The sequence below is a fragment of the Vogesella margarita genome (genome assembly GCF_028548475.1).
Taxonomy (GTDB): Bacteria; Pseudomonadota; Gammaproteobacteria; order Burkholderiales; family Chromobacteriaceae; genus Vogesella; species Vogesella margarita.
This window is the reverse complement of sequence record NZ_JAQQLE010000004.1, coordinates 234,624-246,235: the sequence shown is the minus strand read 5'-3', so window position 1 is coordinate 246,235 and position 11,612 is coordinate 234,624. Positions and strand designations below refer to the sequence as shown.

Annotated in this window: 9 protein-coding genes; 7 read left to right on the top strand and 2 right to left on the bottom strand. The window is 64.2% G+C overall.

Translation table 11 applies throughout. The annotated features are described in order from the left end of the window. A partial coding sequence (locus PQU96_RS07505; protein WP_272771659.1) for a type I secretion C-terminal target domain-containing protein occupies positions 1-2,288 on the top strand: 2,288 nt, incomplete at its 5' end. Between the two features lie 257 nt (positions 2,289-2,545). Beyond that, on the top strand, positions 2,546-3,808 hold the full coding sequence (locus PQU96_RS07500; RefSeq protein ID WP_272771658.1) for an MFS transporter: 1,263 nt from the start codon (positions 2,546-2,548) through the stop codon (positions 3,806-3,808). 15 nt (positions 3,809-3,823) lie between these two features. Here PQU96_RS07500 and PQU96_RS07495 read toward each other — a convergent pair whose 3' ends face one another. Together PQU96_RS07495 and PQU96_RS07490 are read right to left on the bottom strand one after the other, a co-directional pair. Beyond that, the gene (locus tag PQU96_RS07495; RefSeq protein WP_272771657.1) at positions 3,824-4,525 is read right to left on the bottom strand and encodes a substrate-binding periplasmic protein; all 702 of its coding nucleotides are present in this window, start codon (positions 4,523-4,525) and stop codon (positions 3,824-3,826) included. Between the two features lie 169 nt (positions 4,526-4,694). Further along, positions 4,695-5,465 (bottom strand): sulfite exporter TauE/SafE family protein, encoded by a 771-nt coding sequence (locus tag PQU96_RS07490; protein ID WP_272771656.1) that lies wholly within the window; start codon positions 5,463-5,465, stop codon positions 4,695-4,697. A gap of 952 nt (positions 5,466-6,417) precedes the next feature. On the opposite strand from PQU96_RS07490, the gene PQU96_RS07485 reads away from it, so the two are divergent. The 5 genes from PQU96_RS07485 (at position 6,418) to PQU96_RS07465 (ending at position 11,585) form a co-directional block, all read left to right on the top strand. Then, on the top strand, positions 6,418-7,527 hold the full coding sequence (locus PQU96_RS07485) for a hypothetical protein (protein WP_272771655.1): 1,110 nt from the start codon (positions 6,418-6,420) through the stop codon (positions 7,525-7,527). A 194-nt stretch (positions 7,528-7,721) separates the two neighbouring features. Then, positions 7,722-8,969 carry a serine hydroxymethyltransferase gene (glyA, locus tag PQU96_RS07480; RefSeq protein WP_047967866.1) on the top strand — a complete coding sequence of 416 codons (1,248 nt, stop codon included), beginning with the start codon at positions 7,722-7,724 and terminating at the stop codon, positions 8,967-8,969. A gap of 165 nt (positions 8,970-9,134) precedes the next feature. Beyond that, positions 9,135-9,590 carry a transcriptional regulator NrdR gene (gene nrdR / locus PQU96_RS07475; RefSeq protein ID WP_189373734.1) on the top strand — a complete coding sequence of 152 codons (456 nt, stop codon included), beginning with the start codon at positions 9,135-9,137 and terminating at the stop codon, positions 9,588-9,590. Between the two features lie 36 nt (positions 9,591-9,626). After that, positions 9,627-10,739 carry a bifunctional diaminohydroxyphosphoribosylaminopyrimidine deaminase/5-amino-6-(5-phosphoribosylamino)uracil reductase RibD gene (ribD, locus tag PQU96_RS07470; protein WP_272771654.1) on the top strand — a complete coding sequence of 371 codons (1,113 nt, stop codon included), beginning with the start codon at positions 9,627-9,629 and terminating at the stop codon, positions 10,737-10,739. 195 nt (positions 10,740-10,934) lie between these two features. Then, positions 10,935-11,585 (top strand): hypothetical protein, encoded by a 651-nt coding sequence (locus PQU96_RS07465; protein ID WP_272771652.1) that lies wholly within the window; start codon positions 10,935-10,937, stop codon positions 11,583-11,585. The last annotated feature ends 27 nt before the right edge of the window (positions 11,586-11,612 follow it).

Below are 11,612 nucleotides of genomic sequence, written 5' to 3'. Positions count from 1 at the left end.
CGATGAACAACGCCCACGATGAGTTCGTGGGTGGCCAGGACTACACCGACTCCATCACCGTGGCCACGGCCGACGGCACGACGCAGGTGCTGACGGTGACGATGCACGGCACCAACGACACGCCGCTGGATACAACCGCCGACGTCAATGCCGATCTCAAAGTGGTGATCGGTGCTAAAAGTGGCAACAACCACCCTTATACAATCTCTGGGCTTGATGCTGACGCTACGGCCACAATTACATTTACCGGCCTTAATAACCAGGGAAATGCGATCACTGTAGTCGTTACCCAGACTTCAAATGGCACTTTCAATATTCTCGCCAATACTTTTAAGAATGGCAGCAGCGTTAGTGTGTCGATCGTCGCCGATGATACGTCAGGCAATCATGCAACAGGCACTGGGTCCAGCTATATCGCCCCTGCAGGTATTGCTGGGGAGCCGATCAATCTGGCCCTAGAGGCGCCTGAAGAGCATGTCGGCGCAGTGAGTATTACCATCGGTGGTGTGCCCGCAGGCTGGTCAATTAGCGGTGGCAAAGAAAATGGCGATGGCAGTTGGACAGTCTTCACTGAAGACCCAGGCAGTGTGACTGTTACCACCGCATCCGACTTTGCCGGGGCACTGGTGCTGGACGTCAACATGAGCTGGAGCAATGCCGATGGCTCGACAGGGGCGATGTATATCGCCGACAACGTCGAAGCCTATGCCCCCGGCTCGCCGATCTTCGCGCTGTCCAGCGACGATAACCTCACCGGTTCCAGTGCTGCCGATACCTTCGTGTTCGCCCAGCCAATCGGCAACAACGTGATCTACAGCTTCGATGTTACTGTCGACAAAATCGACCTGATCGGCTTTGCCGGTGTCGCCAGCATGGCGGATCTGACTATCGTCAACGATGCTGACGGCAATGCAGTGGTCAGTATCGGCAGCGAACAGAGCGTTACGCTCAAGGGTGTCGATGCGGTACTGCTGACTGTGGCCAACTTCCAGTTTGATGTGACGCCAACGCTGCACAATGCCGGCACGCTGACCATTGCCGATGGCGCGATCATGCCGTTGGGTGGAGTCATCGACAACAGCGGCACCATCGCGCTGGCAGCGGCAGGCAGTGCCGCCACGCTGGAACTCCTGTTCCCGGCGGCCGAGCTGAGCGGGGGCGGGCAGCTGCAGCTGTCCGACAGCGCGCAGAACGTGATCGTTGGCGGCACGGCCGATACGCTGCTGCACAACGTGGATAACACCATCTCGGGCGCTGGCCAGTTGGGGGCGGGGCAGTTGCAGCTGCTCAACCAGGGTGAGATTGTGGCCAGTGGCAGCAATGCGCTGGTCATCGATACCGGCAGCCATGCGGTGGATAACCGTGGCACCCTGGTGGCGACCGGCAGCGGCGGTTTGCTGATCGAGAGCGATCTGCTCAATAGCGGCGTGCTGTGGGCCAATCACGGCAACATCACCGTGCAGGGCGATGTCAGCGGGGGCGGCGAGGCCGTCATCAGCGGTGCGGCGGTATTGTCGCTGGAGGGGGCTGTGGCGCAGGCTCAGTCGGTGCAGTTTGCCGATGATGCGAACGGTACGTTGCAACTGGCGAACGCCGCGGCATTCGATGGCAGCATCAGCGGGTTTGATGCCGGCAACCGGCTGGCGTTGCTTGATGTGGCATTCGTCGCCGATTCGCAGCTCCACTATCAGGCCAACGACGATGGCAGCGGCGGCCGGCTGACGGTCAGCGACGGCATCAACAGTGCACAACTGGCGCTGGACGGGGTCTATACCGCGAGCGGGATGCAGGCGGGCGCGACCGGCGGCAGCGAGCTGTCCTATTCGGCTCCGGCGGTCAGCCACTTCATGCAGGGTGGGCTGGCGGACGACACGCTGATAGGCGGAGCGGCCAATGACGTGCTGGCCGGCGGAAAGGGCAATGACACCTTGCAGGGCGGCGTCGGGGTAGATACCTTCAGCTGGCATCTGGCGGATCTGAGCGAGGGTGTCGCGTCGCGTGACGTGATCAGCGATTTCGATAATCGCTCAGTAGCGGAGGGGGGCGACATCATCGATCTGCACGATCTGTTGCCGGCGGATAGCGATCTGCTGGCGGCCAGCCTGCACTTCCGGCTGGAAGACGGCTCGACCGTGATCGAGATCAGCCCGTCTGGCGACAGCCACACCAGCCAGTCCATCGTGCTCAGTGGCGTCGATCTGTTGCATGACGCGAGCAGCGGGCAATTGCTCTCTGATCACGACATCCTGCAGAAGATGCTGGACAGCGGCAAGCTGCGCCACGACTGAGCCGCGCGTTTGCCGAACATCCCCGGTGCCGGTTGCCGGGGATTTTTTTTGTGCCTTGGCCACCGCTGCGGCGTGACGGCTCTGGCATGGCAGGGCTGCTGGTGGTGGCTCGCGGCACAAGGTTGGCCGCAAGTTTGCCACACCCCGCGCGCAACAAAACGGTTTGGATATGGCCGTAGCGGCGATATGCTATGCGTTTGGCCTGATGTCGGCGGCGGCCTGTCGCGGCGTCGTGGCGCCTTACTGGATAAACAAGCATGGCTCTTCCCGTGACGCCTTCCGGCGTGGCTCATCCGCACCTGATCTTGCTGGCCATCTGCCTGGTGGCGTTGATGAGTACCGCCGGGGTGGCGATGCCGTACCCGATTCTGGCGCCGATCTTCGTCGATGCCGCCGCCGATGGTTTCAATCACTATGCCGGCCTGCCGCCCAAGCTGCTGCTGGGCATGGCGCTGGCGGCCAACCCGCTGGGCATCCTGATCGGCAGTACCTTCATCGGCGCGCTGTCCGACCGCCTAGGCCGGCGCCGCGTGCTGCTCGGTACGCTGTCGCTGACCCTGCTCGGCTACCTGCTGACCGCGTGGGCGCTGGATCTGCGCTGGTATCCGTTGTTCGTGTTCGCGCGCTTTCTGACCGGTCTGACCGAGGGTAATGTCGCGGTGGCGCGCGCTATCGTCGCCGACCTGCATCCACAGCTGGACCGCACCCGCAGCTTCGCCGTTCTCAACGCGGTGCTGTACATGGGCTGGCTGGTGGGGCCGATGATCGGCGGCTTCACCCTGCCGCTGGGCGAGCCGGTGCCGTTCCTGATCGGCGCGCTGACGCTGCTGCCGTGTCTGGCGATCCTGTTGTGGGTGTTGCCGGAAACCGGCCGCGCCACCGGCCTGCAGGGCGTGTCGCTGTGGCGAACGGTAAGACAGCAGCAGGCGTTCCGCCTGTTGCGGCAGGACGCGCTGTTGGGTGGCCTGTTCTGGATGCAGCTGCTGTTCGCGCTGGGGGTGAACGCCTTTTACGAGTTCTATCCGCTGTGGCTGGTGGAGTTCGCCGGCCTCGGCAGCAGCGGCATTGCCTGGGTCACCGCCGGGCTGTGCCTGATGATGTCGCTGGCCAGCACCGTGTCCGGCAGGCGCGGCCTGCACCACGATCCGCTGCGCCAGGCGCGCCAGTCGGCGGTGGTCTTCGCGCTGGGGCTGTTGCTGCTGTCGCTGCTGCCGGACGGCCCCGGCGTGGTGCTGGTGGTGTTGCTGGGGCTGCCGCTGGCAATCTACAACGCGGTGCTGCCCAGCTGGTGCGCCGAGCGCTTCGAGCACCACGGCCAGGGCAGCGTGATGGGGCTGCTGTCGACCATCTTCTGCATCAGCAATGTGCTGATCGCGGTGATCGGCGGCCTGCTGACGCTGCTGGACACGCGGCTGACGTTGGCGCTGGGTGCGCTGATGTGCATGCTGGCGGTGGTGCGCCTGAACCGGCTGATCCGCCAGGTGGCGCGCACGCCGCAGCTGGCCGGCGCCGGGGGGTAAACGGGGCGTGGGCGCTTACGGTGCGCGCGGCTTGTCCGACAGGTCAGGGATGTGGGCGTTGAGTTGCTGCAGCAGGGCCTGCGAGCGCTGGTCGTGGGGCAGTGCGATATAGGTCAGGTTGCTGGCGAAGATGCCGGTTTCTTCCAGCTCGCCGTGATTGAGCGCGGCGATGCTTTCGCGGATGCCGATCAGGTAGTCCAGCCGTCCCAGCCGTAGCTTGTCGACATTCTGCGCGTCGCGTGCTGCCTCGTCGGCCAGTAGTCGTCGCTGGTCGCGGGCGCGGCTGAAGTCGTCGCTATAGAACCAGCCGGACAGCACGCCGACGCGCTTGCCGTACAGTGAGGCGATGCCGCGGTACGGTGCCAGGGCTTGGCCCTTGCGCGCATACACCACCAGTTCCTCGCGGTAGATCGGCCTGGAGAACAGGTACCGGCGTTGCCGCTCCTCGTTGCGGTAGAGGCCGGCCACGCCGTGGCTGCCGCGTTCCAGATAGGCCAGCGCCCGTTTCCACGGTATTGCCTCGATGCGCAGCGTCAGTCCGGCGCGCTGGCCCAGTTCGCGCAGCGTCTGCGCGTACAGCCCTTGCGCCACGCCCTGGTCGTCGGCATACATGAACGGCGGGTTGTGGGCGTCGATGGCAAAGCGCAGCACCTCGCGCGCCTGGCTCAGGCTGCTCAGCAACAGCAATACGGCAGTGGCAAGGCGGGTGGCGGTCATTGCGGGATCCTCGGCTGGCGGCGGGGCGCGCCGGCCGCGCCACCCTTGATGATAGGAAGATAACGGCGATCCCCCAAGCCGGCAATGCGCGTCGGCGGTGCCACAACGGCATTGCGGCCAACCTTGGCTTCAAGGTTGGCCGCAATGTCATGTAGCGGGAGCAGGGTGCTTACAGCACCAGCTTGGCGCCGATCAGCGCCATCATCAGCGCCAGTGCCGGACGCAGCCAGCGTTCGGCGACGCGGCGGGTCAGGTGGCTGCCGAGCCAGATGCCGGGCAGCGAGCCGATCAGCAGCTGCACCAGCAGGCCGTAGTCCATATTGCCCATGCTGGCGTGTCCCAGGCCGGCGACCAGGGTCAGCGGTACCGCGTGGGCGATCTCGGTGCCGACCAGACGCGCGGTCGGCAGCAGCGGGTACAGCGCGAAAATCGCCAGCGTGCCCAGCGCGCCGGCACCGATGGAGCTGAGGGTGACGATCACGCCCAGCACCACGCCGGTAAACACGGTGGCCTTGACCGGGATATAGCCTTCCGGCCGTGCCGGCATGAAGCGGGAAATCTGGCGCAGGATCCACGGCTTGAACAGGATGGCCAGCGCGGTCAGGATCAGCGCGAAGCCGAGCATGATCTTGATCAGGCTGTTGGCGGCCTGGGTGTCCAGCTGCAGGTAGTGCAGCACGATCACGGTCAGCAGCGACGCCGGCACGCTGCCGTAGGCCAGCAGCTTGGTGATGCGCCAGTCGATGTGCTTGTGCTTGTGGTGCACCCACACGCCGCCCATCTTGGTGATACAGGCGTACAGCAGGTCGGTGCCGACCGCGGTGGCCGGATTGATGCCGAACCACAGCAGGATGGGTGTCATCAGCGAGCCGCCGCCGACGCCGGTCAGGCCGACGATGAAGCCTACTGCCAAGCCTGCAATGATGTAACCGGGATCCATACCGTCCGCTTTCTGCCAAATCGTGATCAGGCAGCCATGCTAACCGAAGGGTTTATAACCGCTTAGATGTTTTAAGAGATTAGTTATTCGGTAAACGAATAAGCTGGCCGTGGTTGGCGGGCGGCGGTACAGCCGTGGCTGCTGCGGCACGGCAACAGCGGCACCGGGCAGGAGGGGCGTCGCGGCCAACCTTCCGCTGCCGGCAGGCCTCTACGCGGGGAGCGTCGGCACTCGGCGCGGGAGCGGCCGATCGCCGGTTTCCTGCCGCTACCTTTGCGGCACTGGGCCGTATCGACTGACGCGGCGCGAGCGGCCCGACAAATTAAAGACAAATAAATCGGCAGCGGGCTGAACTTTTTGCGGCAAGACATGACCAATCCGTAGCAAACGTCGTCCTGACGTTTTCTCCTCTGATTGTTTCGCATCGAGTTGACCGCGCAGCGCAAGCTGGCGCGGTTTTTTTTGTTCAGTTTTTAGTGAAACCGAACTTTGCGTGTTCGTTTTTGATTACGGTTATGTGACAAGACGAACGCCGGCGCCATAACAGCCGAACGATGCGTTCATGCCGTTGGCGTTTCCTGAGCGCGTGCAAGGGCGACGGCGACAGGTGACCGGTAGGCAGAACAAGTGTTTGATTTTGCTGGGGGAGAACAACAGGCAAAAAAATTGCGCGGGGTTTTACGCCCGCGCCAAGTCTACAAAGGAGAAATAGAGGAGAAACTATCAAGAAGCAATTGCTGCATCCCAACGAGTACGGATTATCCGGATCGTCCCCGCCACTGTCAATGTATACAATCCGCAATAACGCAAAAAATATAACATTTTGTCGCGCTTTGAACACGACGCGTGTTGGAAAGCGAAAATCTAGCGCTTGCTCGTTGCGCTTGATGCGGCGCATCACGCCAAGCTGTGCCACAATATCGTCTTTGCCAGCTATGTCCGGTTGCCAGTGATGAGCGATATTTCCCTGCAGTTGCCCGATCCGCGTCAGTACCCCGAATCTTCCCCTTCCAATATGTTGATCCACTACACGCAATCGATCGTGAACGCGCGTAGCGAGGACGACCGAGCCATGTGGTGTGCCTCGCTGCGTGCCGCGCTCACCGAGATGCTGGAACGCGAAGAATTGTTGTCCCTGTCCGTTGCCCTGGCGATGGTGACCTCGCAGCAGATCTACCGCGAGCTGTGGGACGCGCTGCGCGATGCCGCCGAGCGTCCGGACAGCGGCCGTCACGCGGTGATCTTCGCCGTGCCGCTGGTGCTGGTGATCGGCAGCAAGGGCAAGGCCACGCTGCCGGAGCGTATTGCCGATGTCGACACCCTCAACACCCTGTTCCGCCAGCACGGCCTGTTCGCCGATGGCGCCGAGGTGTTCCTGTCCGGCAAGCTGCTGCATCCGGACAATGTGGTCGGCATCCACTCCGCCCAGATCTACCGCTACACCCGCCAGCTGGTGGACGCCGCGCGCGGCCTGCCGCTGGAATTGCCGGCAGCCCCGATCGTGGCCAAGGACGAGGGTGTGTTCCTGCGCTACCTGGTCGGCGTGGCGATCCGTGAAGACGGTGCCGAGCCGCCGGTGAAACTCGGTGGCAATGTCGGCGCCTGGGGCGTGCCGGTGATGAAGTTCATCGGCGAACAGCTGAAGACCGAGGGCGTGACCCTGTTCCCGATTCCGCGTCCGCCGATGCCGCTGATGCAGGCCATCGTTGCGGCCAACTTCGCGCGCCTGGAAGTCGCGCTGCAGGTGTTTGCCAGCACCCAGATCCGCCAGCTGCGCGACCTGGGCCAGGAGCCGGTGGCCATCATGTCGGCGCACGACAACGGCGAGCTGCACATCACCGTATCGGCCACCGGCAACGAGAAGGACTGGGGCGGCTTCGTGTGGCCGCTGGCGGCGCAGGACGACGTGGCGCAGATCGAGACCAACTTCCGCCTGCTGATGGCGGAGTGCCAAGTCGGCGATGTGCGCGTGGTGGACGGGGTGCAGCCGGAAAGCCGCGATGGGATTCCGCTGTTCTTTACCGCCGACGACTGGCCACCGCAGCCGGTGACGCTGCAGTAAGTCATTGAAATGGCAGGATCAGCATGAAACGCTTTCATGCCGATCCTGCCATTTGTTCATTACGGCGCCGCGCCGGATGAGTTAAAATAGCCAATGGCAGTGTTGACGTTTGCCTTGCCGTCGTCGCGTGACCGCGACAGGTTAAACGTCAAGACTGCCTTTTAGTTCAAACCCTCCAGATGGAAGAGTCAACGATGTTTGCTGATCTGAAAATTGCCCAGTTTGACCCGGAACTCGCAGCTGCGATCGGCGCGGAAGTCCAGCGCCAGGAAGACCATATCGAGCTGATCGCGTCCGAGAACTACACCAGCCCGGCCGTGATGGAAGCCCAAGGCTCCCAGCTGACCAACAAGTACGCCGAAGGCTACCCGGGCAAGCGCTTCTACGGCGGTTGCGAGCACGTTGATATCGTCGAGCAGCTGGCCATCGACCGCGTCAAGCAGCTGTTCGGTGCCGAATACGCCAACGTGCAGCCGCATTCCGGCTCGCAGGCCAACCAGGCGGTGTACTTCTCCATCCTGAAGCCGGGCGACACCGTAATGGGCATGAACCTGGGCCACGGCGGTCACCTGACCCACGGCAGCCCGGCCAACCTGTCCGGCAAGCTGTTCAACATCGTGGCCTACGGCCTGAACGAGAACGAAGAAATCGACTACGACGACATGGAGCGCGTAGCGATGGAAACCAAGCCGAAGCTGATCATCGGCGGCGCTTCCGCCTTCGCACTGCGTTTCGACTTTGAGCGCATGGGCCAGATCGCCAAGAAATGTGGCGCCTACTTCATGGTCGACATGGCGCACTACGCCGGCCTGATCGCCGCCGGTGTGTACCCGAACCCGGTGCCGCACGCCGACTTCGTGACCTCCACCACCCACAAGACCCTGCGCGGTCCGCGTGGCGGCCTGATCCTGGCCAAGGCCGAGTTCGAGAAGTCGCTGAACAGCAACGTGTTCCCGACCCTGCAGGGCGGCCCGCTGATGCACGTGATCGCCGGCAAGGCGGTGGCGTTCAAGGAAGCGCTGACCCCGGAATTCAAGGCCTACCAGGAACAGGTGCTGAAGAACGCCGACGCCATGGCCAAGACCCTGGCCGAGCGCGGCCTGCGCATCGTGTCCGGCCGTACCGAGAGCCACGTGTTCCTGGTTGACCTGCGTGCCAAGGGCCTGACCGGCAAGGCGGCCGACGCCGCACTGACCAAGGCGCACATCACCGTCAACAAGAACGCGATCCCGAACGACCCGGAAAGCCCGTTCGTGACTTCCGGCATCCGTATCGGCTCGCCGGCGATCACCACCCGCGGCTTCAAGGAAGAAGAAGCCCGCATCGTCGCCAATCTGGTGGCCGACGTGCTGGACAACCCGACCGACGAAGCGGTACTGGCGCGCGTGGCCAAGGAAGCCACCGAGCTGTGCCACCGTTTCCCGGTGTACAGCAAGAAGTAAGTCACTGTCCCGACGGTAGACGACAAAGCGGCCTGCGGGCCGCTTTTTTCATGCGGCCAACGTTGGCCGCACGCGGACAACGGCTGTTGCGCTGCGGCACGGGCTGCGCGGCAGCGCCGATTGCTGATAACATCAGGCTATTGGAACCAGCAGGATTGTAAAGCCATGAAATGCCCGTTTTGCGGCTGTGCCGATACCCAGGTGGTTGATTCGCGTGTCAGCGACGACGGCAACAGTATCCGCCGTCGCCGCCGCTGCATGGGCTGTGAAAAGCGCTTTACCACCTTCGAGACCGCCGACGTGCGCATGCCGCAGGTGGTGAAGTCCGGTGGCCATCGTGCCGAGTTCGACGTCGAGCGCGTGCGTACCAGCTTCCTGCGCGCGCTGCACAAGCGTCCGGTGCCGACGCCGCTGGTTGACGACGCCATCGACCGCCTCTGCCAGCGCCTGCTGCAGCTGGGCGAGCGCGAGGTGTCCAGCCGCCAGATCGGCGAGATGGTGATGAACGAGCTGGCCCGGCTGGACAAGGTCGCCTACGTGCGCTTTGCCTCGGTGTACAAGAGCTTCCAGGACATCGCCGAGTTCAGCGACGCGATCAAGGAAATCCAGAAGCGCGACTGAGTGTCGCCGCCAGCCTCCACCGAGATGGAATTGCCGATGAGCATATTTACTGCCGACGATCACCACTACATGCAGCAGGCGCTGCGCCTGGCCGAGTCAGCCACCCGCCGCGCGGCGCCGAACCCCGGTGTCGGCTGCGTGCTGGTGCGTGACGGGGCCGTCATCGGCGAGGGCGCCACGCTGGCGGTGGGATCGGATCACGCCGAGATCCAGGCAATCAAGGACTGCTACGCGCGCGGCCAGAACCCGGCCGGTGCCACCGCCTACGTCACGCTGGAGCCGTGCAGCCACCACGGCCGCACCCCGCCGTGCGCCGGGCGGCTGATCGCGGAAAAGCTGGGCCGCGTGGTGGCGGCGATGGTCGATCCCTACCACGAGGTCGCCGGTCGCGGCATCGCCATGCTGAACGCCGCAGGCATCCCCGCCGCCGCCGGCTGCCTGCAGGCCGAGGCCGAGCGCGTGCATCGCGGCTTCCTGTCGCGGGTGACGCGGCAGCGCCCCTTCGTTACGCTGAAGGGCGCGGCGACGCTGGACGGCAAGACCGCTCTGCTCAATGGCGTCAGCCAGTGGATTACCGGCGCCGACGCGCGCCGCGACGTGCACCGGCTGCGTGCGGCGCACTGCGCCATCCTCACCGGTAGCGGCACGGTGCTGGCCGACAATCCGCAGCTGACGGTGCGCGAGGTGGCGTGTGCGCGCCAGCCGCTGCGGGTGGTGGTGGACGGCGCGCTGCAGACGCCGCCGGGCGCCGCGATCTACGACACCGCCGTGGCGCCGACCTGGCTGGCCACCGCGGTCAGCGATGTCGCCCGTCACGCGTCGTATCTCGCGCGCGGCGTCAGGCTGCTGCCGTGTGCGGCGGACGACGGCCGTGTCGACCTGGCGCGGCTGCTGCAAATGCTGGCCGCCGACGGTATCAACGAGCTGATGGTGGAGGCGGGCGCCGGCCTGAACGGCGCGCTGGTCGCCGCCGGACTGGTGGACGAGGCGGTGCTGTACCTGGCGCCGTATCTGACCGGCGACGCCGCGCGCGGCCTGTTTGCCTGGCCGGCGCTGGAGTCGCTCGACGACAAGGTGCCGCTGGCGGTGCGCGACCTGCGCCTGGTCGGGCGCGATATCCGGCTTGACCTTGTCTTCCCGCCACGCTGAACGGGCGGGGCGCAAAGCCTGGCCGCAGTAGCGGACATTTCCGATGGGGCGCGGGCGGTGGCCCGGCGATTGATACCGATCAGTAACGCAGGCTGAAAACACGTTATGCTTGGCACGTCTGGCCTTGTTGCCCGTATCGGTAACAAGGCCAGAGTTGTATCCGGCGCTGTCGTTGTCATAAATGAGGTTGTCATTGTGGGTGATATTGCTGTCAGGGCGCTGGACGCGTACCTGAATCTGCTCGAACAAAAAGGCGCAGCGGTGGAGGTGGTGCTGTTCCGTCGCAACATCCTGCGCCGGCTGGTGCAGATCCTGCGTGGCCAGCCGCGCAACCGCGATGTCTATCGCAGCGCGATCAATGCGCTGCTGTCGATCTGCCCGCCCGGCGACCGCCCGGCGGCGATGACGGCGGCGCGCGAGTACTACTATTTCTGGCTTGGCGACCTGCATCAGCTGGCGCAGATGAATGCCCGCGCCGGCTTCACCACCCACCACGTACGCTTGCCGGTGCTGGCCTCGTTCGCCGACCTGCAGCAGCGCATGAGCGAGGAAAACTTCGCCAGCTTCCCGCCCTCGCTCGACATCTATCTGGGCAAGCTGTACGAGCTGGGCGCCGACGACGAGGTGCTGGCAGAACGCGCCGAGCTGATCAAGCCGCTGCTCTACCTGCTGCACGGCCAGGCGCACCACCCGGACAGCTTCCGTACCGCGGTCGACGCCATGCTGATGCACCTCACCGACAACTACGCGCGCGACAGCTTCCTCACCATCTCCCGCGAATTCTTCTACTACTGGATGACCTTCCCCGACGCAGGCGTGCGTCACAAGAAGGCCACGCCCGCCTGATCGCTATGGGTCTTTTGTGTGTCTCTG

Bases quoted from the DNA above. Each gene is read 5' to 3' on its own strand.
- PQU96_RS07495 (WP_272771657.1), bottom strand. From the start codon at position 4,525: ATGACCGCCACCCGCCTTGCCACTGCCGTATTGCTGTTGCTGAGCAGC.
- PQU96_RS07485 (WP_272771655.1), top strand. From the start codon at position 6,418: ATGAGCGATATTTCCCTGCAGTTGCCCGATCCGCGTCAGTACCCCGAA.
- glyA (WP_047967866.1), top strand. From the start codon at position 7,722: ATGTTTGCTGATCTGAAAATTGCCCAGTTTGACCCGGAACTCGCAGCT.
- nrdR (WP_189373734.1), top strand. From the start codon at position 9,135: ATGAAATGCCCGTTTTGCGGCTGTGCCGATACCCAGGTGGTTGATTCG.
- PQU96_RS07490 (WP_272771656.1), bottom strand. From the start codon at position 5,465: ATGGATCCCGGTTACATCATTGCAGGCTTGGCAGTAGGCTTCATCGTC.
- ribD (WP_272771654.1), top strand. From the start codon at position 9,627: ATGAGCATATTTACTGCCGACGATCACCACTACATGCAGCAGGCGCTG.
- PQU96_RS07500 (WP_272771658.1), top strand. From the start codon at position 2,546: ATGGCTCTTCCCGTGACGCCTTCCGGCGTGGCTCATCCGCACCTGATC.